We start from the raw sequence: 24,631 nt of genomic DNA, 5'->3' as shown, positions 1-24,631 counted from the left end.
TTCGCGGCTGGCCGGCCGGCCGCGCCGTCACCGGAGGGTCCGCCATGACGCCCCGCCTGGCCCTGCCCAAGCTCGCCGACCTCGCCGCCGCCTTGCCGCGGCTTTTGCGCTCCATCCGCTGCTCGCTGATCACCAAGCTGGCCATTGCCTCGGGCGCGGCCTTGATGCTCTTTTTCTTCCTGTGGTCGTCGCTCAACATCAACGCCATGAAGACCCTGGCCACCGAGGCGGCCATGTCGGACATGGAGCGCCTGGGCAACACTATCAACCTCGGCCTGCACTACGCCATGCTCACCTACGCCCCGGACACCATCCGGGAGATCATCAAGAGCATCAGCACCCAGCAGGGCATCATTTCCATCCGCGTCTACAACAAGAACGGCCAGATCAAGTATTCCAACCTCCTCTCCGAGATCGACGACACCACCGACATCAAGGAAGAGGCCTGCTATGTCTGTCACCGCACCAACCCGCCCCAGGTTCACATTCCCCGCAGCGAGCGCACCCGCTTTTTCACCGACGCCTCGGGCCATCCCTGCATCGGCATCCTGCGGCCCATCGAAAACGAACCGTCCTGCGTGGGCGACCCCTGCCATGTCCACCCGGCCGACAAGAAGATCCTGGGCCTGCTCGACATCACCGTGTCCCAGGCCGCCAACGAAGCCATGCTGGCCGGCTACACCGAGCGCAATTTCCTGGCCGCCCTAGGCGCGGCCGCCGGAACCTTCCTGGTGCTGTTTTTGTGCACCCACCTTTTGGTCAACCGCCCGGTGCGGGCCATGATCCGGGCCACGCGGGCCATTGCCTCGGGCCGGGGGTTCACCGGCCTTGACCTCAAGCAGTCCGACGAACTGGGCGAACTTGGCCGGGCCATCGACACCATGGGCCGGGAGGTGTTCGCCAAGCAGTACGAGCTGGTGCGCCAAAAAAACCGCTACCAGGACCTCTTCGAGCACGTACCCTGCACCATCACCGTCCAGGACAAGAACCTGCGGCTTTTAAGCTACAACCAGGCCTTTGCCGACGAATTCCACGCCCGGCCCGGGGAGTACTGCTACAAGGTCTACAAGGGCCGCGACGAACCCTGCGTCCATTGTCCGGTCATCCGCACCTTCGAGGACGGCCTGCCCCACGTCACCGAGGAGATCACCCTGGACCGCGACGGCTGCCGGCGCACTTTTTTCGTCAGCACCTCGCCCATGACCGACGAATCCGGGGCCATCGCCTCGGTCATGGAGATCAGCCTGGACATTTCGGAGAGCAAGTTCCTGGAAGAGGAGCTGGAGCGTTCGCGCAAAAAATACCAGGCCATCTTCAGCTGCATCCCCTCGGCGCTTTTTGTGCTGTCCCCCGAGGACCTGACCATCCTGGAATGCAACTCCCGGCCCGAAACCCTTTACGGCTACGAGCCGGTGGAACTCCTGGGCCGGCCCTTCCTCTCGCTTTTCGACGAACCCGACGTCGCGCCCTTCGAGGAGGCCATACGGGCCGAGCGCCATATCGCCCGGGTGCGCCACCGCCGTAAGGACGGCACGGACTTCTTCGCCGCCGTGCGCACCTCTTCGGCCGCCTATCCCGGGGCGCAAGTCTTCCTGGCCTCGGTCACCGACATCACCAGCCGCCTGGAGACCGAACAGCAGCTCATCCAGGCCAGCAAGATGGCGACCCTTGGCGAGATGTCCACCAGCGTGGCCCATGAACTCAACCAGCCCATGACCGTCATCCAGACCATCGCCGACCTCCTCGTGCGCCGGGTGCGCCGGGGCCAGTGCGTGGACCAGGACACGCTGACCGAAATGGCCGAAGGCATCAGTCGCCACATCGCCCGGGCCACGGGCATCATCAACCACATGCGGGAATTTGGCCGCAAATCCGACCGCCACGTCGTCGCCGTGTCCCTGGGCGCGGTCATCCGGCGCACCTTCGAGCTTTTTTCCCAGCAGCTTAAGGTCCGCAACATCGAGGTGACCTTTGATCTGCCAGGCGACCTGCCCGACGTGGCCGCCCAGGCCAATCCCCTGGAGCAGGTGTTCATGAACCTGCTGTTAAACGCCCGGGACGCCGTGGACGAACGCTACGGCCAGCAGGCCGTGCCCGGGGTCAAGCGCATCGCCATCGCTGCCGGCCGGGAAACCGTGGACGGCAGGCAATTCGTGACCGCAAGCGTGGCCGACAACGGTCCGGGCATCGCCCAGGAGGTGCTTGGGCGCATCTTCGAACCGTTTTTCACCACTAAGGAAGTGGGCAAGGGAACGGGGCTTGGGCTGTCCATCAGCTATGGAATCGTCAAGGATTACGGGGGAGAAATCATTGCCGACGTGCCGGCGGGCGGCGGCGCGCGCTTCACCATCCGGCTGCCGGTCTGGCTCGAGGCAGGGCAGGCTCCCGCAGGCGAGGCATTCCCTCCCCACGACTGACGTTTTTTCTTGCCTGTCCCGGCCCATCCGTTTCATAACGGACGCCGACACCAACGCAGCCGGAGGCCCCCATGGCCCATACCATCCTGATCGTGGACGACGATCCGGATATTGTCGCCTACCTTGAAGACGTCTTCACCGACGAAGGCTACCGCACGGTCTCCGCCCGAAACGGCAAGCAGGCCCTGGCCGCCATCGAAACCGAACGCCCCGACGCCATCACCCTGGACCTGGAAATGCCGGACATGACCGGCCCCAAGTTCAACCGCGCCCTGGAGAAATCCGGCCGCGACATCCCCATCGTGGTCATCACCGGCCATCCCGGCCTCAAATACGTGATCCCCGGCGCTCGGGCCGTGTTCGACAAACCCATCGACCGGCTGGCCCTCTTGGCCGCGCTTCGTGATATTCTCGGACAAGGGGAGTCTTGAAAAACGGCCAGATAGGCCACTTTGCAGCTTAAGGCAATTCACGGTTGGCAGAGGAAGCAATTCGCGTTACAAAACGCCAGGATGCGATCCAGCGCGCCCGGGTAAGCCATCACCCGGGCCAAGCCACAAGGAGACGGGCATGGCCAAGAAAATCATGGTGGTCGACGACGATCCGCAGATCATCTCGTACCTGACGACCCTTTTTGCCGACAACGGCTATGACGTGTGCAGCGCGTCCGACGGCGAAGTCGCGCTTTCGGTCCTCGAAAAGGAACGGCCCGACTGCATCACCCTGGACTTGGAGATGCCCAACGAATGGGGGCCGCGCTTCTACCGCAAGTACAGCCAGAAAGAAGAGTTCAAGCACACCCCGGTCATCGTCATCAGCGGCCTCGACGGCCATGACCAGTCCATCCGCAAGGCCGTGGCCGCCATCCGCAAACCCTTTGAACCCGAAGCGGTGCTGACGGCCGTCAAAAAGGCCCTGGGCGAGTAGCCGCGCCCTTCAAAAATACGATGGTATTTTTGAAGAAAAGGTATTGGTTTTATGCTGCTGCCCGCAAAACGCCAGGGGCGGTTTTCGGGGACGCGGCACGAAAGCCCGGACCCGCTTTCCGGGTTGTCCCTGGCCGGCCGGTCGCGTCAAGCCCATGCCGCAAGGCGGCTGCAAGCGCCCGGAGTGTTCCCGGGCCGCAACTAAGCGCTCCAAGGCGGGACCCGGCGGTCCCGCCTTTTTCGTCTGTCCGGCCGTTTGGGCCGGTCCCGGTCGGCTCAAGCGACCTCGGGGTCCTCGCCCGGCCAACGGCCAACGTTCCCGCCCCCCGCGCCCAGGTCCGGCCCAAGGCCGGTCCAGCGCCAATAGGCCGGCGGAATCTCGATGTGCATGTCCGCCTCGATCTCGGCCATGTGAAAAAGAAAATAGAGCGACGGGCTGGGCGGCACGCTGTAAAGCCGGCCGGCCATGCGCCGGCGGATAAGCCCTTCAGGCAGCCCGTACTCCTGCGCCACGGCCAAAATCGCCTCCCCGATCATCCGCATCCCGTCGGCCGAAAACCGCACCGAATGCAGCCGGATCGCCTTGGCCGGCCGGCCGTTGAGAAAAATAGACTCCTCACCAACGCCCGCTCCCGGGGCATACTGCTCTGGACGGAACATGAAATCGCCTCGCGGTTGAGGTTGCGCCCTGTCGGGCGTTTTTCTCGCTTTATTGAAATTGAGATTCAATGTCAATAAATGCCCGCGACCGACTTCCCACCGAACGAGTCCCCCTCACCGTCCGCCTCGCCGCCATTGACAACCAACCGGCTGCGGCATCTACTCATAATAGCGCGGCGCGGCCGCTTCGCCGTCACCTCAAGCCCGGAGACGCTCCATGACCCTGACCCAAACCTATCTCTGCCTGGGCGCGGCCATCGTGGCCGAAGTCGTGGCTACGACCACGCTCAAGACCACCGAGAACTTCACCCGTCTGTGGCCAAGCCTCACGGTGGCCGTGGGCTACGGCTTCTCCTTTTACATGCTGACCTTCGCCCTGACCGTCATCCCCACGGGCATCGCCTACGCCATCTGGTCCGGGGTGGGCATCATCCTCGTCTCCGCCGCCGGCTGGCTGCTCCACGGCCAGCGCCTGGACGCGCCGGCCCTCATCGGCCTGGGCCTCATCATCGCCGGCGTGGTGGTGGTCAACGTCTTTTCCAAAAGCGTCACCCACTGACCGCGCCGACGCACTCAGCCCCCATCCCGGCCGCACAAACTGCCGGCGTCGCCCAGGCATTTGCAGCCGCCGCCGGCCGCCGCTTCGCCGCCGCCCTCGGCCAGGCCCTGCAAAATGCCGCAGTCGGCCACCGGCGTCACGCCGCAACACCGCTCCCGCAGCCCGGCCAACTGCTCCCGCAAGGCGGCCAGCCGGGCGATGCGCTCGTCCACATGGCCGATGTGGGCGTCCAAAAGCGCCGTCACCCCGGAACAATCCGCCCCGCCGCCATCCTTGACCCCAAGCAGCGTGCGGATCTCCCCAAGACTCATCTCCAAGGCCCGGCAGTTGCGAATGAACGCCAACCGGGCCAGATGCCCGGCGTCATACAGCCGGTAATTGCCCTCGCTGCGGCCCGGCGGCGGCAACAAGCCCTCGCGCTCGTAATACCGCACCGTATCCGCCCCGCAGCCCGCCTTTTTGGCCAGTTCGCCTATGCGCATGAGATTATCTCTCCGGTGGTGGAAGATGAAGAAATGCCTCCGGCGGCCGGGAGGGGCTCAGCCCCTCCCGGACCCTCCCGAAAGGGGGGACGAGGGGGAGGCGGTGGTTTTTCGGGGCCCGTGAAAAAAAACTTGACCCTGGAGTTGCTCCAAGGTGTCTCATGATCGCGGATGAGGCAAGGAGGTTTTTATGCCCCACGATCACACCCATGGCCACGGCCATGACTGCCGCTGCGACGGCCCCAATGCCGGACTGTCCGTCTCCGCGCCCGGAAACGGGCACGGCCATGCCCATGCGCACGACCACGCCCCCGGACCGCTCCTGGGCCACCTGGACCAGGCTGACATCTTCCCCTGCTGTTGCGGCGCAGGCTGCGGCGACAGCGCCGCCAAGCCCCAGGCCCCGGCCGATCTGCCGCCGGGCAAAAGCGTCGACGTGTTTCGCATCGAGGCCATGGACTGCCCCACCGAGGAACGGCTCATCCGCAAAGCCCTCGAACCCATGGCCGGCGTCAAGGGCCTCGCCTTCAACCTGCTCGGCCGGGAGCTGACCGTCAGCCACGACCTGCCCGCAACCGACGCCATCACCGCCGCCATCGCCGCCCTGGGCATGGAAGCCGTGCCCGTGGACAAGCGCCGGCCGGCCGGCCCCGAGTCGGCCCCGGTCTGGATGACGCCAAAGCTGGCCGTGTCCCTGGCCCTGGCCGTGGCCGCCGAACTCCTTGAATGGCGCGACGTAGCCTCGCCCTGGCTGCCGGCGGCCTGCGCCATCGCCGCAATTGCGCTCTCCGGCCTGCCGGTCTTTAAAAAGGGCTGGCTGGCCGTGCTGCGCCGCGACCTCAACATCAACGCGCTTATGAGCGTGGCCGCCGCTGGCGCTCTGCTGCTGGGCCAGTTCCCCGAGGCGGCCATGGTCATGGCGCTGTTCGCCGTGGCCGAGAAACTCGAAGCCGCCTCGCTCACCCGGGCCAAGAACGCCGTGGCCGCCCTGCTCGCCCTGGCTCCCCAGGAAGCCACGGTCATCGGCGACGACGGGTCCGAGGCCGTGGTCGCGGCCGGAGCCGTGCCCATCGGGGCCCGGATACGCCTGCGCCCGGGCGAGCGCGTGCCCCTGGACGGCGCGGTCGAGGCCGGCCGGTCGGCCCTGGACCAGTCGGCCGTCACCGGCGAGTCCCTGCCCGTGGAAAAAGGCCCGGGCGACCAGCTCTTCGCCGGCACGGTCAACCAGGAAGGCGAGCTGATCTACCGCACCACCGCCCTGGCCGACGACTCCACCCTGGCCCGCATCACCCGGGCCGTGGTCGCCTCGCCCGGCAAGAAAGCCCGCACCGAGCGGTTCGTGGACCGCTTCGCCGCCGTCTACACCCCGGCCGTCTTTGCCGTGGCCCTGGCCGTGGCCGTGTTGCCGCCGCTGGTCGCCGGCGCGTCGTTCACCGACTGGATCTACAAAGGGCTGGTCATCCTGGTCATCGCCTGCCCCTGCGCCCTGGTCATCTCCACCCCGGTGTCCATGGTCAGCGGCCTGGCCGCCGCCGCCCGGCGCGGCATCCTGGTCAAGGGCGGCCTGTTCCTGGAACAAGGCCACGCGCTGACAACCATGGTCCTGGACAAGACCGGCACCCTGACCACCGGCAAGCCCAGCGCCACCGAAACCTTTGATCTGGCCGGCGACGCCGCCGCCAACCGGGCCGTCGCCGTCAGCCTGGCCGCCCGCTCGGACCATCCCGTGTCCAAGGCCCTGGCCCGGGCCGGACGCGAGGACGGCGTGGCCGCACTGCCCGTGGCCGACTTCGCCGCACTGCCCGGACGCGGCGTGCGCGGCGTCGTGGACGGCGTGCCGTACCACCTCGGCAACCACCGGCTCATCGAGGAACTGGGCCTGTGCGGCCCGGCCATCGAAGCCCGGCTGGAAACCCTGGAAGCCCAGGGGCAAACGGCCGCCCTGCTCGCCGGCCCGGACATGGTGCTGGCCATCTACGCCGCCGCCGACGTGATAAAGCCCCATAGCCGGGAGGCCGTGGCCGAGCTGCACAGCCTGGGCATCCGCACGGTGCTGCTCTCGGGCGACAACAGCCGCACCGCCGCCGTCATCGCGGGCCAAGCCGGCATTGACGAGGCGCGCGGCGACCAGCTGCCCGAGGACAAGGCCGCCGCCGTTGACGCGCTGACGGCCAAGGGCGACGGCAGCGGGCTTGTCGGCATGGTCGGCGACGGCATCAACGACGCCCCGGCCCTGGCCCGGGCCGACATCGGCTTCGCCATGGCCGCCGCCGGCACCGACGCGGCCATCGAAACGGCCGACGTGGCCATCATGGACGACGACCTGCGCAAGGTAGCCGCCTTCGTGCGCCTGTCCCGGGCCACCGTCTCCACCCTCAAACAGAACATTGCCCTGGCCCTGGGCCTCAAGGGACTGGTGCTGGCGCTGACTCTCCTGGGCTACGGCTCCATGCTGCTGGCCGTCTTCGCCGACATGGGCACAAGCTTGCTGGTCATTGCCAATGGTTTGAGACTATTGAGAAAGTGAAAATAAAAGAGGCCTCCGGCGGCCGGGGGCCTGAGGCCCCCGGACCCCCCAACGAAAGAAAAGGGCGAAGCCACAGCTGTGGCTTCGCCCTTCGTTATCGCATGGCTAGCTGTCGCTAGAACGGCACGTCGTCCATGCCCGAGGCTTCGGAGGGGAAGGCCGGGCCGAGGTCGTCCTCGGGGTACGACTGACGCCCGCCGCCCTGCTGGGGACGGCCGCCGGCCTGCTGGCCGCCTTGGCGGGGCGCGCCGCCGTAGCCGCCGCCCTGACCGCCTTGCTGGTTGCCGTAGCCACCCTGCTGGCCGCCGCCGCGACGCGGGGCGAAGCCCTCATCGCCGCCCATGGGAGCCTCGGCGGTCTGGCCGCCGCGCGAATCCAGGCCCTGGACGGTGTGGCCGGGGCCGGACACCACCACCTCGGTCATGTAGCGCTTCTGGCCCTGCTGGTCGTCCCAGCTGCGGGTGCGGATGGAGCCTTCAATATAGACCAGCCGCCCCTTGGCGAGGTAGTTGTTGCAAAATTCCGCCGAGCGGCCGAACACCTTGACCCGGTGCCATTCGGTCTTCTCGACCTTGTTGCCCTCGCGGTCCTTGTAGGATTCGTCGGTGGCCACGCTGAACTCGGCCACGGGCTGGCCCGAGGGCAGGTAATTCAGCTTGGGGTCCTGGCCCAGACGACCGACGAGAATGACTTTGTTGATGCTTCCGGCCATGGCGGACCTCCTTTGGCGCGAGAAAAATTAGGGGCGCGGGGCGAGCTTTTCCAGCTCCCCGAGCGCGTCTTCCAGTTGATAGGACGCCTGGTCGGCGGCCTGGGGATCGCGGTTGCCAAGCGCCCCTTCCAGGGCCATCTTGGCCGCCGTGACCTTTTCCAGGCCCGGCGTCATGGCCTTGCGGTCCGGGGCGGGCAGATCGCCCAGGCGGATGCGGTCATCGAGCACGCCGGCCAGCTCCACCAGCCCGCGCGGCCCTTCGGACGGCGTGGCCTCCACGGGCCAGGCCAGGGCGTAGAGCTTGGGGAACTGCTTCTCGGCGCCGGCCTCGTCGTAGGTCTGGGCGATGACGCGAATCTGCAGATACTGGCCCATGGCGTTATTCCTTTTCCTCCCAGTCCGTGCGCACGCGGTTGACCACGTCCTGGATGAGGTCGGTCTGGTCGGCCGGACACACGCCCACAAGGGGCGCGGCCTGGTCCACGTTCTGGTCGTGCTGGAAATAGACGGCGTAGATGATGCCCTCGGGGCCTTCGTAGACGAGCGGCTTCTCGCGCTTCATGCGCGAGACGATAAAAAGCTCCATGCCGGGTTTGACAGTCACCGACCGCGCGCCGGAAGCCTTCACCTTCTTGTCCACGCTCGGGATGAAATAGTATTTGGCCCGTTCCGGGGCGCGGAAGAGGTAGAGCACCTTTTGCAGGATGCTGGCGATGACCTCGTCCTTGGACAGGTAGTGGCGGATGACGACCAGGGGCGTGCCGGCCTCGACGAAGCGGCCTTCGAGTTCCCGGTGGACCGTGCCCACCACGCCCTTGGCGTTGGCGTGAAGAGGCTTGTCGTTATGCTCCCGGGTGAGCTTGGCCAGCAGCGTGCCGGGCTTTTCGCCGAAGGCTCCGGAGATGCCGGTGACGCGCGTGCCGGGTTCGATGCCGGCGAAGGTCACCACGCCGGTATGGGGCGAAGCCACCACGATTTCCTCGTAGGGCGCGGCCTTGATGTCTTCGAGCAGGGCTTTGACGTCGATCACGTATGTCTCCCGTCGGCCGAATTGTCGCGGCCGTGGGTTTAAGCGCTTGTTACATCGCGGCGAGGTCGGCCGCAAGGGTTGCGCGTACTCGCTGCGCAGCGGAGCCAGTTCTCAGGCCTGCCGAGGCAGGCGGCCGCGCGTCCCGCGCGTGGGAAACGGCGCTTGGCCCCTCGCCAGAGCCTTCCCACAATACCGGCTCTTGTCTCGTAGGCGACTTTGCCTCCCCCCTTTACCCCTTTTCTTCATTCGGGGGGTCCGGGGGCCTCAGGCCCCCGGCCGCCGGAGGCATCTTTCTCTTGTCTTCTCTTCTCTACTTTCAGCCAATCTACCGATAATACAGATTTCTCCCACCAATCGTCAGGAGCACCTGTTTGAGATTCTTGCGAATCTCGCGGCGGTCCCAGATGCCCTGGATATGTCCCCGGGCCAGGGCGTTGTGGGCCTGGTGGTAGTCGGGCGGGATGTCGACGCCGGTGGTTTCCTTGATGACGCCCGGGCCGGCGAAACCGATGTTGGCCGAGCGCACGGCGAACTGGTAGGGCGAGCAGCCCAGGAAGCTGGCCACCGGTCCGGCGTAGGAGTTGGTGTCGTAGAGGACCACGTAGAGGCCGCCGGCCTCGATGTAGCGGCGCACGGCCAGGGTGACGCGGGGCATCTGGATGAGGCCATTTAGGCTTTCCTGGATGCGGATGCCGGCGGTGCCGTGGACGTAGGCCAGAAACGGGTAGTGTTTGCGCCGGGCCCGGGCCAGGGCGCGGATGAACTTCTCGCCTTCGGCCGCGCCCACGGAGCCGCCCCGGAAGGCGGAATAGAGCACGGTGGAGACGAGCTTGATGCCGTCGATCTTGGCGTCCAGGGAGACGCAGCCGGATTTGCGGCCGGTCTTTTTCTTGGCGGCGTCGAGCTTTTCCTCGAAACCGGGGTAATCCAGGGGATTACCGGCCTCGATGTCGTTGTCGTATTCCACGATGGAGTCGGCGTCGAAGACGTTGCCGAGCACCCATTCGTATTCCATGGGGAAGTGGTGGCCGCAGTTGACGCACACGCCGGCGAAGTCGCCGTAGAGGTCCGGGGCCCAGAGGTCGGGGCAGCCGTAGGTCTTGGCTCCGGGGCAGGTGACGGCCCGGTCCTCGGCGGCCTTGGGGGAGACGTAGCGCCAGCCGAATTCTTCCAGGCAGGCTCCCTGCTCGGGCTGGGAGAGTTCGGTGAGCATCCGGCTCTTGGCCGGGTCGCAGACCACGGGGGCGTTTTTGTCCTGGCGGCGAAGCGGCGCGGTCAGCTTGTGGGCGACCAGACGCAGTTCGGCCTCGAGGTCGGTGGCCGCCTTGGCCAGGGCCTTGGTGTGCTTGCGCACGAAGTCGTAGCGGATAAACGAGTAGCCCGACCAGACCAGGCTCTTGGCCCGGGAGGCGATGCGTTCGCCGGAGGGGCGGCCGTCGCGGAAGGCGGTCTCGGCCATACGGCGGTATTTGCAGTAGCGCTTCCAGACCAGGCGGTCGGCGGCGTCCTCGTCCAGGGTCCAGCGCACGAACATGCTTTCGGGATCGCCGCCCTTGCGCCGCGAGGCGACCAGGGCGCGGAAGAGCTTGAAGCCGGCGATACCCAGAAACACCTGGTCCGTGGCCTGGATCATTTCCTGGCGCAGGGTCTTGAAGAAGTCGTAGTGATGGGGCCGCGCGCCCAGGGCCGGCTCTTCCAGCACTTTGTCGATGTAGCCCATGCGCAGGTTGTCGGCGGCGGTGATGTTGAGCCGTTTGGCGCATTCGGCGATGAGTTCCGGGACCACGCGCTGGCCCTGGCGGATGCCGGCCTCGATGGCGGCCGCGCCTTCGGGGGAGATGACCGAATAGTAGCCGCGCGAGAGCATCATGCGCACGTCGGACAGGCCGATGGCCTCGGCCCCGCCCGAGCCGCCCTCGGAGATGATGGACACGACCGGCACGCGCAGGCCGCCCATCTCGTAAAGGTTGCGGGCGATCTGCTGGGCCGCGCCGGGGTAGTCCTCGACGGGGAACGCGCCGGGGGTGAAGACGTAGGAATGGATGGGGATGCGCTCGGTCTCGGCGACCTTCATGTATTGCAGAGCCTTGGCATTGCCCCAGGGCTTGACCGAGCCGCCGTTGCGGAACTCCTGGCCGTGGCCTTTTTCCTGGCCGATGACCATCACCGGCTGGTTGACGACCTTGTCGCCGTGGCGGCGGGTAATGTAGGCCCGGGCGATGAGCATGCTCGGGTCGATGGAGTATTCGTCCTGGCCGCCGATTTCGGTGTAGTTGTCGTAGACGTTTTCCAGGATGTCCTTGAGCGATATGCGGGCCGGATGGCGCACGATGCGCACCATGTCCATGGGCACGAGCTCGTCGTCGAGCTTTTTTTCGAGGAAGTCGAAGAGATCCTCGATCTGGCGCACCATCTGGGCGCGCTCGCCCGGGCTGGCCTCGCGCTCGCGCACGGCGAACTCGTCGAGCCGGGCCTGCATAAGCGCGATGTTGGCGTTTTCGCGGCCGCCGAAGATGTCTTTGATATAGCTTAAGCGATCAGTCAGTTCGACGACGCGCTTTTCGATTTCCATAGGGTGTCTTCCCGGTCCCGGCCGCCCGGCGGCGGAACGCTCGTGTCGCCCCGGAGGGTTCCCGGGAGGCCCGGGGACGGGGCGGCACGCTGAGTTGGTATTTCCTTGGGCCGGCCAACGAGACGTTTTCCGGCCGACACGACATCAGAACTGCAGGATGGTGGAGGTCTTCTCCCGCAGATAGCGGATGTTGGTCTTCATCTCCGCGCCCGTGCCGTCGGCCCCGGACAGGGTCAGCTCGTCGAGGTAGTCCGTGCCGCGCTTCTTGGCCTCGGCCAGATCCTTGCCCCAGATGATGGCCAGGGCCAGGTTGGGGTCGTATTCGGTCGGGATCTCGTAAGGCGCGTCCATGGGAATGTGGGTGTGGAGCCTGGCGTAGGGTAGGTTCGGGGCCAGGAACTGGTCGATGCGCCCGACCCAGGGGGTGAAACGGTTGGCCGGGTCCTCGGCGATGACCCGGTATTCGATGCCTACACCCTCGAAGGTGATGTCGGACTGGTCGTAGCCCATGGGCTCGCCCAGGCCCAGGCGGATCTGCTCGGCGATGATGTTGACGTCGCCCTGGCCCTTGATGCGGGATATGGCGGCGGACACGCCGTTTTCCACCTGGATGCGGGTGTTGACTTCCATGAGGAAGGGCTGGCCCGTGGGCGAGACGATCCATTCCCAGGTGCCGACGTTGTCGTAGCCCACCTCCCGGGCCATGGCCAGGGAGTAGCCGGTGATGTCGTCGAGGAGCTTGGCTGCATCGAAGGCGTAGGTGATTTCCTCGGGACGAAATCCCGGGGCGATCTCCACGCGTTTCTGGCGGCCGGTGGACTGGATGGTGCAGTTGCGCGTACCGAAGTGGACGATGCCCGTGCCGGTGCGGTCGGCCACGATCTGGACTTCGAGGTGGTTGAAGTCGAAGATGCGCTGTTCGATCAGCACGCCTTCGTCGTGGAACTGGCGCTTGGCGTAGTTGCGGATGCGCCGGTACACGGTCTTGAACTGCTCGATGTCGTAGATTTCCTCGATGCCCATGCCGCCGCCGCCGGCCGAGGCCTTGACCAGGACCACGGAGTTGGCGATCCCCTGCTCGGCCTGGAAGGCGAACAGGGTTTCGGCGATCTCCTCGGCTTCCAGCTCGTCGTAGACGGGCCGGTCGGAGCCGGGCACGGTGGGGATGGACAGGCTCCGGGCCAGGCGCTTGGTGTTGATCTTGTCGCCCAGGGTGCGGATGATGCGCCAGGACGGGCCGATGAAAATAAGCCCGCGCTTGCGTTCGGCCACGCGCCGGGCGAATCGGAAATCCTCGGCGAAAAAGCCGTAGCCGGGGTGGATGGCCGTGGCGCCGGCATGGTCGGCCACGGCCAGCAGCTCATTGGCGTCGTGGTAGGAGCTGACGCGGTAGGCCGCCTCGGGGCCGCCCAGCTGCCGGGCCAGGGCAAGATGTCCCGAGCCTTCGTCGGCCCGGGTGTAGACGCAAACAAAATCCAGGCCGAGCGAAACGCAAGCCTGGATGATGCGTATGGCGATTTCGCCCCGGTTGGCCACCAGGACTTTATGTTTTTTCGTCGACACGATGGGTCTTTTTATCCTCAGGGTTTTCGGCGTCTTGGCGCGACTTGCGCAGATCGATGCGCCGCTTTTGGATTTCCAGGACAAGCTTGTCGAGCCAGGCTTCCTGGCGCAGGGACAGCTCGCCAAAGGCCAACCCGGTCAGGCCGCCCTCGGCCCGCCGCACCACCCTGGCCGGCAACCCGTCGATAAGCTCCCGGGGGCCGATGCCAAGGGCCAGACGGCAGTCGCGGCCAACCGCGATACGGGCCTCGGGATCGACCAGGGCCAGACCCGAGGCGCTGACGTCATGCACGACAAAACCGTCCGCCTCGCCGTCCAGCCGGGCGACCAGGCCCCGCACCCGTTCGCGATGGGCGGCCCGCTTGCCGACCTCGCCTTCGAGTTCGAACGTCACGTCCATCATACCCCGTCTCCTAGTCGCCGATCCAACGTTCCAACACAAACTCCACGCGCTGGTTTCTGGCCCGGTGTTCTGGGGTGTCGTTGGGGTAGAGGGGTTCTAAATCAGCTAATCCGGTGGCTGTCAATCGGTTGGGCGGCATCCCCAAGGAGACCATGTAGCGCAAAACGGCAACGGCTCGCAATGACGAGATTTCCCAGTTGTCGCGGTAGCGGCTGCCGGCTCCGGGCGGTTCGTTGTCGGTAAACCCCCGAATGTTGATGCGCTCCCCGGCGGCCTTGATGAGGAAATCAAACAGGGTGCGCAGCTTGCCCTTGCCCTCTTCGGTGAGGTCCACGCCGTCCTTGGGAAACAGCACCCCGGCCGGAAAGCCGATGGTGATCTTGCCGGCTTCCAGGGTGGCCGCCACCACGCCGTCCAGGCCCTTGGACGAGACGTAGGTGCGAAACTGGTCGTAGACGCGGCGCTGTTCGCCGATGATGCGCTGCTTGAGCTTGGCCTGTTCCACCAGCACGTTCATGTCGCCGGTGGAGATGGGGGCCATGGTGACGGCCTTGTCCTTGACGCCAAGCGCCGTTTTCACCGAAGTAAACGATTCCGAGAACTTCTTGACGTCCAGGCTCGACATGGAAAAAAGCATGATGAAAAAGCTCATGAGCAGCATCGACATGTCGGCCAGGGTGGTCAGCCACTCGCTGGGCGCTTCGGACTCCTCGATCTCCTCGTCGTAGTTGTCGTCATCTTCGGACATTGCGGCGCTCCTTGGGGGCAATGAACGACGACAGCTTCTCGTAGACCAGACGGGGGTTGTTGTTTTGCAGGATGCACTTGGCCCCTTCGAAGATGATGTCGAGCTGGTGGGCCTCGCTTATGGTGCGGGCGCGCAGCTTGCCGGCCACGGGCAGGAAAAAGAGCGTCGAAAGCAGGGAACCGTAGAACGTGGTGATGATGGCCACGGCCATGGCCGGGCCGACGCTCTTGGGATCTTCCAGCCGGCCAAGCATCTGCACCAGGCCAATAAGCGTGCCGATCATGCCGAAAGACGGCGCGAAACCGGCCAGGGACTTGAACACCGCCTCGCCCACGGCGTGGCGGCGTTTCATGGAACTGATCTCGATGCGCACGGTTTCGCGGATAAGCGCCGGATCGGCGTTGTCGGCGATGAGCTGGCAGGCTTTTTTGAGGATGGCGTTGTCGGTCTGAATGTTTTCCAGGGCCAGCAACCCCTCGCGCCGGCTGATCTCGGCGATGCGCACCATCATCTCCACCACTTCGGCGTCGCTGACCTTGCGCGAGGAAAAGATCTGCAGCATGGCCGAAAAGGCCTGCATCACCTCACGCACGGGAAAGGCCACGCACGTGGAGGCGATGGTGCCGCCAACGACGATCATGAGGCTTGGGATGTCGATGAACTCCCGCAGCGAACCGCCCATGAAAATGGCCCCGAGCACCAGAGAAATGCCCGACGCAAGGCCAAGAAACGTCCCGAGATCCATGCGTTGTGTCCGTATAAGGGCGGATTGGGGGACTTTCGCGTCCGGGAAAGGCCTCCCCCTTCCCGACCGGCCGGCCCCATGCTACGACAAGCGGCAACAGGAGACGTGTATATGGTTTACAATGACGATGTAAAGCGCGCCGCCGACGCCGTCCAAAGCCGCCTGGGCGACATCCCGGCCAATTGTGTGGGGCTGGTCTCGGGCACGGGCCTGGGCGGTCTGGCCGCCGCCCTGGCCGACCGCAAGGAGATGGCCGCCAGCGACATCCCGGGCTTCCCCCGCTCCACCGCCCCCAGCCACGCCGGAACCCTGGCCCTGGGCCACATCGCCGGCCGGCCGACGCTGCTGCTTTCCGGCCGCCTCCACCTCTACGAAGGGCACTCGCCGCGCGATGTGGCCTTTGGCGTGCGGCTGCTGGCCGGGCTTGGCGTGCGCGTCCTGGCGCTGACCAACGCCGCCGGCGCGCTGGACCCCCACTTCGCCGCCGGCGGCCTCATGCGGGTGACCGACCACATCAACCTGACCGGCCGCAACCCGCTGGTCGGCCCCAACGACGACGGAGCCGGACCGCGCTTCCCGGACATGAGCCAAGCCTACAGCCACCGGCTGGGCGAAGTCGCCGACGCCAAAGCCCTGGAACTGGGGCTTCGCCTGGAACGCGGGGTCTATGCCGGGGTGCTCGGCCCCTGCCTCGAAACCCCGGCAGAAACCCGGATGCTGCGCCTGCTCGGGGCCGACGCCGTGGGCATGTCCACGGTCACCGAAGTCATCGCCGCCCGCCACCTGGGCCTGGAAGTCCTCGTCATCTCCTGCCTGACCAACGTCAACCTGCCCGACTGCATGGCCGAAACCACCCTGGAAGACGTCCTGGCCACGGCCAAGAAAGCCGAAACAAACCTAGCTAAGCTGATTAGTAGTATAATTCCAGAATGTTAATATATAAAGATGCCCCCGGCGGCCAAAGGAGCTGAGCCCCTTTGGAAACCCCACCAGGGGTATCCAACGCCCGCCTCTCCTGTCGTTTTTGCTCCAGACACGCGAAAAGGGCTGTTTTGGGCGCGAGGCTTTGCTCGCGCCCAAAACAGCCCTTTTCGCTGGCGAGTTGTCGGCCGCCGACGCCCTCCCCCGCCCAACCGACCATCCCCAAGTCGGGGGTCCGGGGGCCTGAGGCCCCCGGCCGCCGGAGGCATTCCCCGCCTCACTTCCCCCCGACGAACCCCACCGCGCCGCGCTGGCCGAGTTGACGCAAAAAGGCGGCCACGGCCAATCCTGCTTCGTCGCGGTCGAGGCCGTAGCGTTCGGCCAGGGCCACGGCCAGCTCGCCGACGGTGGCCCGACCGTCGATGCGTTCCCAGACAAAGGAGCCGATGGCGTCGAGTTCCACGGTTTTACGCAGCACCCGGCCGTCCCACACGCCCAGGCGTTTGGCCAGTCCGGCCAGAGCCGGACGCACGGCCACGGGAACCGAGAGGCGGAAAAGGCCCTCGGCCGTGCGCGAGACGTCCACGTCCCGGCTGGGGCACGGGGCGAGCCTCATGGCCTCGTCCCGGGTCATGACCGGCTCGGGCGGCTTTTTCGATTTAAACGGAAACACAGCGTCCTGCGGCGGCAGCCAGCCAGTCGGGGTTGATGGGATGGCGGGACGTCGCGGCCGCACCGTAGAGCTTGTCGGCGGCAGGATCGTGGCGCAGCAGAGTCAGGCGGGCCGGTCGGCCCAGGGTCCGGGCCAGCCGGTCGCGCCACTGTTCGCCCTGGCGCTCCCCGACCCACACGGCCGGGCAGCCGTCCACGACAGCTTCCGTGGCCGGCCGGGCCGCGTCGAAGCCAAAGGCCAGCCGGGCCAAGCGCGGCAGGGGATCGCGGGCCAGGAGCACTTCGGCCGGGGCCAGGCGCAGGATGTCCAGGCGCGATTTGCCTTGAGCGAAGTTCAGGCTGAACCGGCCGGGCGAGAAGTGGAAGGCGGTCAGGCGGTAGTCCGGCGGCGGCCGAAAGGACAGGCCGAAGACGCGATACTCCGGGGGGCCGTCGTGGTGATGCGAAAAGCTGGCCAGCGCCCGGCCGACCTCGGCCACGCGCTGACTGCCTGGGCCATCCGGGCCGCCGTAGGCCTGGAAGATGGCGGCCAGACCGCAGTCCGGGCAGTAAAGCGCCGCCCCAAGGCCGCCGCGCTCCCCGATGTTCCAGGTGATGGGCATGGTTTCAAAAGCGGTCAAAGCGGCTTCCCAGGCCCCAGGCAACCCCTTGGCCGGCCGGGCCTGACCCTTGGGCGTCATGGCCCGAAAGGCCGCCTCCATGCCGTCGCGGCCGGCCCCGGGCCGCCATTTGAGCTCAAAGGCCGGACCGGAGCCGTCCTCGAAATAGAGGTAGCCAAGCCCCAGCCGGGCGGGCCGCCAATGGGCCGGCACGGCAAGGGTCAAGCCGTTCCAGGCGACAAGGATTGTTTCGGCGACGGCGGTCATGGGGCCAGATGTACGGCATGGCCGCCGCCCGGGCAAGGCGGGTCAGCGCGGGGCAAAGAGGATGAGGCCGCCGCCGAGCAGGCACAGGGCCGCGCCGGCCAGATCGAAGCGGTCGGGCGGCTGGCCTTCGACGACATGCATCCAGGCCAGGGAGGCCAGGATGTAGACCCCGCCGTAGGCCACGAAAATGCGGCCGGCGGCCGGGGCCTCGACCCGGGTGAGCGCCCAGGCGAAGACCACGAGGGAGGCCAACCCCGGCCCGATCCACCCGGGCGACCGGCCAAGGCGCAGCCAGGCGTAAAAGGCGTAGCAGCGGCGATTTCGCCAAGGGCGGCCAGGACATACCAACAAGCGGCTCGCAACATGGCGGCAGCCTCGGCCATCGCGACAGAAATGTCCACCCTCTTTGCGCCGGCCCACGCCGAAGCCCCGGCATCCTCCCCGAGCCGCGCCAAAGCCGGTTTCCCGACCATCAGGCGTCCGCCCGGGTCTGGACCTCGCCATCCCCCTTCGTGTAAAGCTTGGTACACGGCCGGGTTCGCCGCCCAGCCCACGACGACGGCTCCGTCCGCCCGGAAAAGCGGCGGCCAGGGCAAATCCAGCGCCAGAAAAAGGGAATCCCATGAAAAAGATCGAAGCCATCATCAAGCCCTTCAAGCTCGACGAGGTCAAGGACGCCCTGGACAATTTGGGCATTCACGGCCTCACCGTCACCGAAGTGCGCGGCTACGGCCGCCAGAAAGGCCATGTCGAAGCCTACCGGGGCATCGAATACCAGGTGCAGTTCAACGCCAAGGTCAAAATCGAGATCGTGACCGCCGACGAACTGGCCGAACAAGTGGTGGCCGCCATCCGCGCCGCCGCCAACACCGGCGCCATCGGCGACGGCAAGATCTTCATCTACCCCGTGGAAGGCGTGATGCGCATCCGCACCGGCGAGACCGGCGAAGCGGCGATTTAGAATTGTGAAGATGCCTCCGGCGGCCGGGGGCCTGAGGCCCCCGGACCCCCCACTTGGGAACGGGGGAATTTGACTTAGGTCATGTCGCGGCAGGAGCGGGGCTGGCAGGATGGCGGCCGGAGGATGCCCTCATGCCCCACGCGCCCAATCCCGATCTTCCCGTGGACATCGCCGACGTCCTGGCCGCCATGCGCCAGCTCGGCGGCTATCTCGACGTCGCCCCGGACCAGGCCCTGGACCTCTACCGCCTGGCCTACGCCCACGCCGCCGCCCGGCTGACCCAGGACGTTCCCGTGGCCGCCATCATGACCCCGGACGTCACCACGGCCGCGCCCGGCGACACGGTCCGCGACGCCACCCTGGCCATGGCCCGGGCCGGCGTGTCCGGGCTGCCCGTGGTCGCGGGCGGCGCGGTGGTCGGCGTGCTGTCCGTAAAAGACGTGCTGCGCCTGCTCGGACTGCCGCCCCAGTCCGGCCCGGCCGCCCTGGCCGCCCGGCTCCTCGACCCCGAAACCTGTCTCCACGAAACCGACCCGGCCGCCCTGACCCGCACTCCCGTGGCCCGGCTCATGACCAGCCCGGCCGTTGTCGTCGCGCCGGACACGCCCCGCTCCGAGGCCGCCCGGCTCATGGCCGGACAGTGCATAAACCGCCTGCCGGTGGTGGAAAAGGGCGTGCTTCGCGGCATTGTCAGCCGGGCCGACGTGGTGCGCTCCTGCCGGGGACTGGAGTGTCCGCTGTGAGCCTGCTGCAAAAAATGCGCGGCGCGGGCGTTTCCCCGCCCCGGGTGGGCGCGCCCGAAATCCTTTGGTCGTTTCTGGGGGCCTTGGGCGGCATCGCCGCCGTGGCCTGGCTCCATGAGCGTATCGCCGACCCGGCCGGGCTGTCGCTGCTTATCGGTTCCTTCGGAGCCTCGGCCGTGCTCCTCTACGGCGCGCCGGCCAGCCCGCTTGCCCAGCCGCGAAACCTCATCGGCGGCCACGTGCTCTCGGCCCTGGTCGGGGTCACGGTCCGGCTGGCCATCGCCTCGCCGGACTGGCTGGCCTGCGCCGTGGCCGTGGCCGCGGCCATCGCGCTCATGCACGCCACCGGAACGCTCCATCCCCCTGGCGGAGCCACGGCCCTTATCGCCGTCACCGGCGGCCCCAAGCTCCTGGCCCTGGGCTACCTCTATGCGCTGATCCCGGTGCTCTCCGGGGCGCTGGTCATGCTGGCCGTGGCCCTGGTCGCGGTCAACGCCGTCCCCTCCCGGCGCTATCCTCAGTATTGGTGGTAGGGCCACGCGCCAAAACAAGCGGCCCGCCTGGAGACGCGTCCAGGCGGGCCGTTGGCGTTTGACAAGGAATGATTCAGGCCAGCGCCCGCCGCCGGCCGGCCGGCGGCAGGGCCTTGGCGGAACCGTCGCCCTGGCGCAACTGCTCGATGAGTTCCTTGAGCACCTGGGCCTGATGCGCCAACTCGCCCACGGCCTGGGCCGACTGGCGCATGGCGTCGGACATTTCCAAGGACACGCGGTTGACGTCCTCGATGCTGCGGTTGATTTCCTCGCTGGCCGAGGACTGTTCCTCGGAGGCGGTGGCGATGGAGCGCACCTGATCGGTGGTGGTCTCGGCCAGGACGACGATCTCCCGCAAGGCCTCGCCCGAGGTGTTGGCCAGCTTGGTGACCTCCTCGATGGCGGTTCCGGCCCGTTCGACGTTTTCGATGTTCTTTCTGGCCCCGGTCTGGACGCCGCGAATGGCCTCGCCGACCTCCTTGGTGGCGGTCATGGTTTTTTCGGCCAGCTTGCGGACTTCGTCGGCGACCACGGCAAAGCCGCGCCCGGCCTCGCCGGCCCGGGCCGCCTCGATGGCGGCGTTTAAGGCCAGCAGGTTGGTCTGGTCGGCGATGTCGGAAATAACGTTTAAAATCTGCCCGATGCCTTCGGCCCGTGTGCCAAGCGCCCCCATGTCGGTCATCATTTCCCGGGACTGGTTTTGCACCTGGCCGATGCCTGCCACCACCCGGCTGACCACGCCGGCCCCCTCTTCGGCCTTGGCCTTGGCCTGATCAGCGGTCTGGGCGGCGCTGGAGGCGTTTTTGGCCACTTCCAGCACGGTGGCGTTCATTTCCTCCATGGAGGTCGCGGTCTCGCCAATGCGATGGGCCTGTTCCTCGGCTCCCCGGCTCGATTGCTCGATCTGGGCCGAGAGCTGCTGGGAGGCCGAGGTCACGACCTCCACCACGGCTTCCAGCCGGCTGGCCGCGTCCAGAATCTCCCTGGCCTTGCCTTCGGCCTGTTCCTTGGCCTGCTCGGCCTCGGCCATGGCCGTACGCGCGCGGCCGCTTTCCTGTTCGGCCAGCTGCGACTTCTGCGTGGCCTCGCCGATCTTTTCCTTGAGATTGCCGACCATCCGCCGCAGGGCCACGGCCAGTTGGCCCACCTCGTCGCGGCTTTCCACGGCGCACTGAGCCTCCAGATTGCCCTGGGCCACGGCCTGGGCAAAGACCATGGTTTCGCCAAGAGGCCGGCTGATGGACCGGGCGATGACCAGCCCGAGTCCGATGCCAAGCAGTACGCTTGCCGTGATGATGCCGGTCAGGGCCCACAGGTTGGCGTCGTAGGTTTCCTTGATCTGGGCAGCGAACCGGGCGGCATTTTCCTGTTTGACCTTGCTGAGGTCGTCGATGACGGCGTCGACGGCGTCGACCTTGTCCCGGGCCAGCCCCATGGACAGCTTGGCCGACTCCCGGTTGGCCGCCAGGTCCTCGGACTTGCTCATCTCCAACAACTTCCCCAACACCGGGGTATAGTCCTCCCAGGCGGCGGCGAGCCTGGCCATGCCGGCCTTGCCCTTTTCCGTCCAGAAAAGCGGCTTGGCCTTGGCATAGGACTCAAGATAATCTTTTTTATACTGCTCAATGCGACCAGCATACTTCTGCCGGTCTTCCAACGTCGACGACAGCAGCATATTTTTAGTCGCCCGATCAAGATAGACAAGACTGACATTTGCCTCCTTGATCGCGGAAAGTCCAAGCAGCTCATTTCCATACATGGACTCGGCAAAATCGTTTATTTTGTCCATACTGCGCACACCGAGCAAACCAACGATCGCCGTCAATGCCGCCATGATGAGAAAAGAAACAATCAATTTCTTGCCGACGTTAACGTCCTTAAGCAAATTCATACTCCCCTCCATAAAGGATCGTGCGCATATTCCCTATCATTCTTGAAATGGTGCTCTATTCCGAATCTATCACAGCATGGCACACACGACAAGCCATATAACGTATTTGCTGAAAACACGACGTCACTCGCATAAAATACCGTTGCCATGCCAACAGTCTGCCCTTGTGGCATTTCACATTACAACGATACAACAAGTACGACAATCCCAGTCAAATCGCGCACAAGAAGAGTTTCCATCGGACAAACCAATGTCTAGCAATCGCCCTTTCGGGTGATTCCGCAATACTGCGAGACCGCGTTGTCACAACGCGACCAGCGCCCTTGACGGGAGGACGAGTGAGAGAGGGCTTGCGGCGGAACGGCCCGGGCCTGATGCCCGGAGCCGCCCGCCAAGAAAAGACTAGATGGTCGAAAGATCGAGTTCGAAGCGCAGGTTGTCTCGAAGGACGGTGTAGCGGTCGTCGGGCACCCGGTCCGTGACCCGGAAGCCGGCCTTCTCGTACAGCCGGCGCGAGGCAGGCAGGCCGTCGACGGTCCACAGGAAGACCTTGGAAAAGCCCCGCTCCCGGCACCAGGACAAGGCTTCGGCCAACAGCGCCTTGCCGGCCCCGCAGCCGTGGCAGGCCGGGTCCACGATGAAAAACCGCAGCTGCGCCCCCTCGGGCAGACGCCGGCGGCCGTAAATGGCGATCATGCCGACAACCCGCCCGGCCTTGTGGGCCGAGAGCAACAGATCGTCGCCCGCGTCGTAGCCCTCGACGAACTCCCCGAACTCCCGGGCAATGAGCGACTCAAAGGGCGCGCCCGAACCCCAGGCCTCGGCGTAATAGCGGCCATGCAGTTCGGCCGCCCGGCCGATAAGCCCCGGCTCATAGCCCCGACGGATTTCGATCCCCCCCGCCGGCGGTCTGCTTCCAGGCGTCCCGGCGCTGACGGCTGCGCAAGGCATCACGCTCCCCCCGCGTAAGGTTTGGCCTCGGCCCACAGATGTTCGAAGGCCAGGCGCAGCATGGCGGCCACGCCCTGGTTGTGGATGACCACTGCCGTGAAGCTCGGCTGGCCCCCGGCCGGGTCCTGCATGGATAAAAGCGTGGTCTCGTCGTCGAAACACTGCATCTTCAGCGGCAACGCCGGGACCACCCGCAGCTCCAGCCCCTTGGCGCAGAGCCCGGGCCACAGCCCGGACAACCCCGGCTCGTCGGCCACGCTCGCGTCACACAGCGCCCGGTAGGCCAGCCCGCGCCCCAGCGGCGCTTCCATAAACGCCTGGTTCTGGTCGTTTGAAAGAATCATCGGCCGGGTGATGGAGGACAGCACTTGCTTTTTGGCCGCCCGGGCCAGGGCCAGGGCGCGCTGGGCGATGCGGGTGGGGCCGCTTAAGACCTCGGCATAGGCCAGAGGGTCGCTGCGGCCGCGCCCGCCGGCAAAAAGCGGCGTCAGGGCCTCGGTCAGGCGCGCCGCCGCCGCCTCGGCCTCCTGCTTCTGGCGGGCCAGCGCCGCCGCCCGCTCCCCGGCCAAGAGCTCCATGGCCAGGGCCGGAGCCACGGCGGCATAGGTACGCGGCGAGCCTTCCCGGCTCTGGCACAGCCCCTTGGCCGCCAGCCCGGCCAGCACGTCATAAACCCGCTGGCGCGGTATCGTCCCTCGCGCCGCTACCTCGGCCGGCGTCAACTCGGCCTGGCCGATAAGCGCCAGATAGGCCGCCGCCTCGTAGCTGGTCAGCCCCAGGGCGGCAAGTTCCTGCGCTTCGATCATACGTCACCACCTCCTAGTGGTGACAAAGCAATTAGCACCACCAGGAAGTGGTGTCAACAGCCCGCGACTTGCCAGACCGGCCGGCCGGGCGTAGAGCGGCCAAGGCCCGGTACGCCAAGAGACCTGTCTCGACGTCCGGGCCTATCGTGTCGGCCGCCTCGCCCTGTCCGTCCCTTGCGCTTCCCGCGCCCGGCCGGACCGGACCTCCGGCCCTTGTCCGGGTTTGATGCGCCTTGCGCGCGCCTCCCCGCCGCCCGTGTGTTTCAACGCTGTCGCCTGTCACGTCGCGCCAGCCGCAAGGACGCCTCATGGATTTCACCTCGCCGGCCCAGCTCGTGGGCTACCTCGCCTTCGTGCTTGGCGTCATCGCCTTCATTCAGCGCATCGACTGGAAGCTTAAAACGCTCATCGCCGTGGAATGCCTGGCCTACACCGTGCACTTCGCCTGGCTCGGCAACAACGCCGCCTCGTTTTCCGCCGCCCTGTCCGCCGTGCGCATGTTCGTTTCGCTCAAAACCCGCTCGCCCTGGCTGGCCGGCTTCTTCCTGGCCGCCAACCTCATCGTCGGCGTTTACCTGGCCCACGGCTGGACAGCCGTCTTCGCCATCGCCGCCGGCTGCTCCGGCACCTGGGCCGCGTTTTTCCTCTCTGGCCTGAAACTGCGCGGACTGCTCTTCTTCGCCACCCTGTGCTGGCTGTCCAACAACATTGCCACCGGCTCCATCGGCGGCACGCTGCTCGAAACCATCATCGCCCTGGTCAACGGCAACACCATGTGGCGACTGTGGCGGGCGCAGAAGGTGAAAGTGAGAGAGAAAGAATAAGAGGAGGAAGAGAAAGAGTGCCTCCGGCGGCCGGGGGCCTGAGGCCCCCGGACCCCCCAAATGGGTGAAGGAGGGAGCGGCGGAAACGCGGCAAGGAGCGGGGAGACGGAGAGAAAAAA

26 protein-coding genes are annotated in these 24,631 nt (G+C 66.4%); 10 read left to right on the top strand and 16 right to left on the bottom strand.

What is annotated here, in order from left to right:
• Nucleotides 1-44 precede the first annotated feature (44 nt).
• The 3 genes from DMR_RS05880 to divK all read left to right on the top strand — a co-directional run bounded on the left by DMR_RS05880 (nucleotide 45) and on the right by divK (nucleotide 3,344).
• Nucleotides 45-2,417: a PAS domain S-box protein gene (locus DMR_RS05880; RefSeq protein WP_015859985.1), complete on the top strand. Its 2,373-nt coding sequence runs from the start codon at nucleotides 45-47 to the stop codon at nucleotides 2,415-2,417.
• A 71-nt stretch (nucleotides 2,418-2,488) separates the two neighbouring features.
• On the top strand, nucleotides 2,489-2,848 hold the full coding sequence (locus DMR_RS05875; protein WP_015859984.1) for a response regulator: 360 nt from the start codon (nucleotides 2,489-2,491) through the stop codon (nucleotides 2,846-2,848).
• 139 nt (nucleotides 2,849-2,987) lie between these two features.
• Nucleotides 2,988-3,344 carry a DVU0259 family response regulator domain-containing protein gene (gene divK, locus DMR_RS05870; protein ID WP_015859983.1) on the top strand — a complete coding sequence of 119 codons (357 nt, stop codon included), beginning with the start codon at nucleotides 2,988-2,990 and terminating at the stop codon, nucleotides 3,342-3,344.
• Nucleotides 3,345-3,619: 275 nt separating this feature from the next.
• On the opposite strand, the gene DMR_RS22330 is transcribed toward divK, so the two are convergent.
• A complete protein-coding gene (locus tag DMR_RS22330) occupies nucleotides 3,620-4,003 on the bottom strand; it encodes a hypothetical protein (protein WP_052278958.1) in 384 nt (127 codons plus the stop codon).
• 217 nt (nucleotides 4,004-4,220) lie between these two features.
• Here DMR_RS22330 and DMR_RS05860 point away from each other — a divergent pair, with 217 nt between their 5' ends.
• Nucleotides 4,221-4,562 carry an SMR family transporter gene (locus DMR_RS05860; protein ID WP_015859981.1) on the top strand — a complete coding sequence of 114 codons (342 nt, stop codon included), beginning with the start codon at nucleotides 4,221-4,223 and terminating at the stop codon, nucleotides 4,560-4,562.
• 14 nt (nucleotides 4,563-4,576) lie between these two features.
• Here DMR_RS05860 and cadR read toward each other — a convergent pair whose 3' ends face one another.
• Nucleotides 4,577-5,044, bottom strand: a complete 468-nt coding sequence (gene cadR / locus DMR_RS05855) for a Cd(II)/Pb(II)-responsive transcriptional regulator (protein WP_015859980.1) — start codon at nucleotides 5,042-5,044, stop codon at nucleotides 4,577-4,579.
• A gap of 190 nt (nucleotides 5,045-5,234) precedes the next feature.
• Between cadR and DMR_RS05850 the strand changes: the two genes are divergently transcribed.
• Nucleotides 5,235-7,571 carry a heavy metal translocating P-type ATPase gene (locus tag DMR_RS05850; protein WP_015859979.1) on the top strand — a complete coding sequence of 779 codons (2,337 nt, stop codon included), beginning with the start codon at nucleotides 5,235-5,237 and terminating at the stop codon, nucleotides 7,569-7,571.
• 115 nt (nucleotides 7,572-7,686) lie between these two features.
• Here the strand turns inward: DMR_RS05850 and DMR_RS05845 are convergent, their stop codons facing one another.
• The 8 genes from DMR_RS05845 to DMR_RS05810 all read right to left on the bottom strand — a co-directional run bounded on the left by DMR_RS05845 (nucleotide 7,687) and on the right by DMR_RS05810 (nucleotide 15,344).
• Nucleotides 7,687-8,283 (bottom strand): single-stranded DNA-binding protein, encoded by a 597-nt coding sequence (locus DMR_RS05845; protein WP_015859978.1) that lies wholly within the window; start codon nucleotides 8,281-8,283, stop codon nucleotides 7,687-7,689.
• Between the two features lie 27 nt (nucleotides 8,284-8,310).
• Nucleotides 8,311-8,658 carry a hypothetical protein gene (locus tag DMR_RS05840; RefSeq protein ID WP_015859977.1) on the bottom strand — a complete coding sequence of 116 codons (348 nt, stop codon included), beginning with the start codon at nucleotides 8,656-8,658 and terminating at the stop codon, nucleotides 8,311-8,313.
• Nucleotides 8,659-8,662: 4 nt separating this feature from the next.
• Nucleotides 8,663-9,313, bottom strand: a complete 651-nt coding sequence (locus DMR_RS05835; RefSeq protein WP_015859976.1) for a hypothetical protein — start codon at nucleotides 9,311-9,313, stop codon at nucleotides 8,663-8,665.
• A 325-nt stretch (nucleotides 9,314-9,638) separates the two neighbouring features.
• Nucleotides 9,639-11,885: an acetyl-CoA carboxylase carboxyl transferase subunit alpha/beta gene (locus DMR_RS05830; RefSeq protein ID WP_015859975.1), complete on the bottom strand. Its 2,247-nt coding sequence runs from the start codon at nucleotides 11,883-11,885 to the stop codon at nucleotides 9,639-9,641.
• A 144-nt stretch (nucleotides 11,886-12,029) separates the two neighbouring features.
• Entirely contained in the window at nucleotides 12,030-13,448 is a 1,419-nt protein-coding gene (locus DMR_RS05825; RefSeq protein ID WP_015859974.1) for a biotin carboxylase N-terminal domain-containing protein, read from the bottom strand.
• Entirely contained in the window at nucleotides 13,429-13,851 is a 423-nt protein-coding gene (locus DMR_RS05820) for a PilZ domain-containing protein (protein WP_015859973.1), read from the bottom strand. Before DMR_RS05820 ends, DMR_RS05825 begins: the two co-directional genes overlap by 20 nt.
• Before the next feature lie 10 nt (nucleotides 13,852-13,861).
• The gene (locus tag DMR_RS05815; RefSeq protein WP_043600158.1) at nucleotides 13,862-14,599 is read right to left on the bottom strand and encodes an OmpA/MotB family protein; all 738 of its coding nucleotides are present in this window, start codon (nucleotides 14,597-14,599) and stop codon (nucleotides 13,862-13,864) included.
• On the bottom strand, nucleotides 14,586-15,344 hold the full coding sequence (locus DMR_RS05810) for a motility protein A (protein ID WP_015859971.1): 759 nt from the start codon (nucleotides 15,342-15,344) through the stop codon (nucleotides 14,586-14,588). The genes DMR_RS05815 and DMR_RS05810 overlap by 14 nt, the downstream gene beginning before the upstream one ends.
• Before the next feature lie 111 nt (nucleotides 15,345-15,455).
• Here DMR_RS05810 and DMR_RS05805 point away from each other — a divergent pair, with 111 nt between their 5' ends.
• Nucleotides 15,456-16,280, top strand: a complete 825-nt coding sequence (locus tag DMR_RS05805; RefSeq protein WP_015859970.1) for a purine-nucleoside phosphorylase — start codon at nucleotides 15,456-15,458, stop codon at nucleotides 16,278-16,280.
• Nucleotides 16,281-16,542: 262 nt separating this feature from the next.
• On the opposite strand, the gene DMR_RS24320 is transcribed toward DMR_RS05805, so the two are convergent.
• The 3 genes from DMR_RS24320 to DMR_RS05790 are packed head-to-tail and all read right to left on the bottom strand — an operon-like array spanning nucleotide 16,543 to nucleotide 18,154.
• The gene (locus DMR_RS24320; RefSeq protein WP_148208369.1) at nucleotides 16,543-16,938 is read right to left on the bottom strand and encodes a PqqD family protein; all 396 of its coding nucleotides are present in this window, start codon (nucleotides 16,936-16,938) and stop codon (nucleotides 16,543-16,545) included.
• On the bottom strand, nucleotides 16,925-17,803 hold the full coding sequence (locus DMR_RS05795; RefSeq protein ID WP_015859968.1) for a hypothetical protein: 879 nt from the start codon (nucleotides 17,801-17,803) through the stop codon (nucleotides 16,925-16,927). The genes DMR_RS24320 and DMR_RS05795 overlap by 14 nt, the downstream gene beginning before the upstream one ends.
• Nucleotides 17,804-17,845: 42 nt before the next feature.
• Nucleotides 17,846-18,154 carry a YnfA family protein gene (locus DMR_RS05790; protein ID WP_052278957.1) on the bottom strand — a complete coding sequence of 103 codons (309 nt, stop codon included), beginning with the start codon at nucleotides 18,152-18,154 and terminating at the stop codon, nucleotides 17,846-17,848.
• Nucleotides 18,155-18,425: 271 nt separating this feature from the next.
• On the opposite strand from DMR_RS05790, the gene DMR_RS05785 reads away from it, so the two are divergent.
• The 3 genes from DMR_RS05785 (at nucleotide 18,426) to DMR_RS05775 (ending at nucleotide 20,040) form a co-directional block, all read left to right on the top strand.
• Entirely contained in the window at nucleotides 18,426-18,764 is a 339-nt protein-coding gene (locus tag DMR_RS05785; protein ID WP_015859966.1) for a P-II family nitrogen regulator, read from the top strand.
• A 131-nt stretch (nucleotides 18,765-18,895) separates the two neighbouring features.
• Nucleotides 18,896-19,507, top strand: coding sequence for a CBS domain-containing protein (locus tag DMR_RS05780; protein ID WP_015859965.1), 612 nt, complete (start codon nucleotides 18,896-18,898; stop codon nucleotides 19,505-19,507).
• The gene (locus tag DMR_RS05775) at nucleotides 19,504-20,040 is read left to right on the top strand and encodes an HPP family protein (RefSeq protein WP_043600157.1); all 537 of its coding nucleotides are present in this window, start codon (nucleotides 19,504-19,506) and stop codon (nucleotides 20,038-20,040) included. Before DMR_RS05780 ends, DMR_RS05775 begins: the two co-directional genes overlap by 4 nt.
• Nucleotides 20,041-20,113: 73 nt before the next feature.
• Here DMR_RS05775 and DMR_RS05770 read toward each other — a convergent pair whose 3' ends face one another.
• The 3 genes from DMR_RS05770 to DMR_RS05760 all read right to left on the bottom strand — a co-directional run bounded on the left by DMR_RS05770 (nucleotide 20,114) and on the right by DMR_RS05760 (nucleotide 23,688).
• On the bottom strand, nucleotides 20,114-21,943 hold the full coding sequence (locus tag DMR_RS05770) for a methyl-accepting chemotaxis protein (protein WP_015859963.1): 1,830 nt from the start codon (nucleotides 21,941-21,943) through the stop codon (nucleotides 20,114-20,116).
• Nucleotides 21,944-22,333: 390 nt separating this feature from the next.
• Nucleotides 22,334-22,882, bottom strand: a complete 549-nt coding sequence (locus tag DMR_RS05765; protein WP_052278955.1) for a GNAT family N-acetyltransferase — start codon at nucleotides 22,880-22,882, stop codon at nucleotides 22,334-22,336.
• Nucleotides 22,882-23,688: a TrmB family transcriptional regulator gene (locus tag DMR_RS05760; protein ID WP_015859961.1), complete on the bottom strand. Its 807-nt coding sequence runs from the start codon at nucleotides 23,686-23,688 to the stop codon at nucleotides 22,882-22,884. Before DMR_RS05760 ends, DMR_RS05765 begins: the two co-directional genes overlap by 1 nt.
• A 308-nt stretch (nucleotides 23,689-23,996) precedes the next feature.
• Between DMR_RS05760 and DMR_RS05755 the strand changes: the two genes are divergently transcribed.
• Nucleotides 23,997-24,512, top strand: a complete 516-nt coding sequence (locus DMR_RS05755) for a YgjV family protein (protein WP_015859960.1) — start codon at nucleotides 23,997-23,999, stop codon at nucleotides 24,510-24,512.
• Nucleotides 24,513-24,631: the final 119 nt, after the last annotated feature.

This window comes from Solidesulfovibrio magneticus RS-1, from assembly GCF_000010665.1.
Classification (GTDB): domain Bacteria; phylum Desulfobacterota; class Desulfovibrionia; order Desulfovibrionales; family Desulfovibrionaceae; genus Solidesulfovibrio; species Solidesulfovibrio magneticus.
The sequence above is the reverse complement of the archived record's forward strand: the minus strand, read 5'-3'. Positions and strand labels throughout refer to the sequence as shown.

Coding starts and splice junctions, on each gene's coding strand:
- DMR_RS05860 (WP_015859981.1), top strand. CDS start 4,221: ATGACCCTGACCCAAACCTATCTCTGCCTGGGCGCGGCCATCGTGGCC.
- DMR_RS05780 (WP_015859965.1), top strand. CDS start 18,896: ATGCCCCACGCGCCCAATCCCGATCTTCCCGTGGACATCGCCGACGTC.
- DMR_RS05770 (WP_015859963.1), bottom strand. CDS start 21,943: ATGGAGGGGAGTATGAATTTGCTTAAGGACGTTAACGTCGGCAAGAAA.
- DMR_RS05845 (WP_015859978.1), bottom strand. CDS start 8,283: ATGGCCGGAAGCATCAACAAAGTCATTCTCGTCGGTCGTCTGGGCCAG.
- DMR_RS05830 (WP_015859975.1), bottom strand. CDS start 11,885: ATGGAAATCGAAAAGCGCGTCGTCGAACTGACTGATCGCTTAAGCTAT.
- DMR_RS05880 (WP_015859985.1), top strand. CDS start 45: ATGACGCCCCGCCTGGCCCTGCCCAAGCTCGCCGACCTCGCCGCCGCC.
- divK (WP_015859983.1), top strand. CDS start 2,988: ATGGCCAAGAAAATCATGGTGGTCGACGACGATCCGCAGATCATCTCG.
- DMR_RS05805 (WP_015859970.1), top strand. CDS start 15,456: ATGGTTTACAATGACGATGTAAAGCGCGCCGCCGACGCCGTCCAAAGC.
- DMR_RS05795 (WP_015859968.1), bottom strand. CDS start 17,803: ATGACCGCCGTCGCCGAAACAATCCTTGTCGCCTGGAACGGCTTGACC.
- DMR_RS05760 (WP_015859961.1), bottom strand. CDS start 23,688: ATGATCGAAGCGCAGGAACTTGCCGCCCTGGGGCTGACCAGCTACGAG.
- DMR_RS05785 (WP_015859966.1), top strand. CDS start 18,426: ATGAAAAAGATCGAAGCCATCATCAAGCCCTTCAAGCTCGACGAGGTC.
- cadR (WP_015859980.1), bottom strand. CDS start 5,044: ATGCGCATAGGCGAACTGGCCAAAAAGGCGGGCTGCGGGGCGGATACG.
- DMR_RS05850 (WP_015859979.1), top strand. CDS start 5,235: ATGCCCCACGATCACACCCATGGCCACGGCCATGACTGCCGCTGCGAC.
- DMR_RS05755 (WP_015859960.1), top strand. CDS start 23,997: ATGGATTTCACCTCGCCGGCCCAGCTCGTGGGCTACCTCGCCTTCGTG.
- DMR_RS22330 (WP_052278958.1), bottom strand. CDS start 4,003: ATGTTCCGTCCAGAGCAGTATGCCCCGGGAGCGGGCGTTGGTGAGGAG.
- DMR_RS05765 (WP_052278955.1), bottom strand. CDS start 22,882: ATGCCTTGCGCAGCCGTCAGCGCCGGGACGCCTGGAAGCAGACCGCCG.
- DMR_RS05815 (WP_043600158.1), bottom strand. CDS start 14,599: ATGTCCGAAGATGACGACAACTACGACGAGGAGATCGAGGAGTCCGAA.
- DMR_RS05840 (WP_015859977.1), bottom strand. CDS start 8,658: ATGGGCCAGTATCTGCAGATTCGCGTCATCGCCCAGACCTACGACGAG.
- DMR_RS05875 (WP_015859984.1), top strand. CDS start 2,489: ATGGCCCATACCATCCTGATCGTGGACGACGATCCGGATATTGTCGCC.
- DMR_RS05820 (WP_015859973.1), bottom strand. CDS start 13,851: ATGATGGACGTGACGTTCGAACTCGAAGGCGAGGTCGGCAAGCGGGCC.
- DMR_RS05810 (WP_015859971.1), bottom strand. CDS start 15,344: ATGGATCTCGGGACGTTTCTTGGCCTTGCGTCGGGCATTTCTCTGGTG.